Source organism: Brachyspira sp. SAP_772, from assembly GCF_009755885.1.
Lineage (GTDB): Bacteria > Spirochaetota > Brachyspiria > Brachyspirales > Brachyspiraceae > Brachyspira.
In genome coordinates this window covers 1-855 of record NZ_VYIX01000084.1, presented here as the reverse complement: position 1 = coordinate 855, position 855 = coordinate 1, and the positions used below count along the sequence as shown (strand labels likewise).

The window sequence follows — 855 nt, the reverse complement described above, 5'->3', positions numbered from 1 at the left end:
ACATTTGATTATAATGTGTATTTGGATCTTCATCATAACAATATCCTTTTTTTGCTGGTTTATAAAATATTTTACTAAGTTTTAAATTCTCTATATCTTCCTTATTAATAATTATTTCATTTAGATTATTATCATATGCATCTTTATATATCTGTAATACTATATTCCAATCTCTAAAAGTTGTATTATTACTTATCATCATATTATCATGATATTTCAGTAAATTTAATGACATAGTAAATATCAAAAAGAAAATWATAAAATTGGMAAATAAAGAAAATATTATATTTTTTATTATTAGTATTTTTTAAAAGTATTATAATAAATAAAGCAAATAATAATATAAWTTGTGCRTATGTAGTAGAGRCATCTATAGAATAAAAAAACAATAGTAAAAATAATGATGTAAAACAAATAGAAAAATATATATAATTTTCTTTAAATATTTTCTTATTTTTTAATGAAATAAATAAAAAATAAATTAAATATAATATACCAAATAATATTAATATTTTATTAAATACTTCTAAATTATTAAATTTATTAATAATACTTTCTATTATAGTAATATTTGATATTCTTTGTGACTGCCATTGACCTCTTCCACCTAAAAATGCTGTTAATGAAAATGATAATATTGTTAATATTATTGTTGATATCAAAATAAATAATATATAAAAATTAGGTTTACCTTTATTATTATAATCCTCTAAAAATAAACTACTATTTCTAAAAAGTAAATATAATATTATAAAAAATGAAAAACCTGCTAGAGTTGTAGATGTAGGCTCCATACTAAAAGTTGCAAAATATAGAAGTAATAAATATAACATGTAATTCATATTTTTATTTTTT

The 855-nt window shown here is 16.8% G+C and carries 1 protein-coding gene; it reads right to left on the bottom strand.

From position 1 onward, the window contains the following. Window positions 1-235: hypothetical protein (locus GQX97_RS15000; protein ID WP_232473383.1), on the bottom strand; the 235-nt coding region annotated here is incomplete at its 3' end. Window positions 236-855 lie beyond the last annotated feature (620 nt).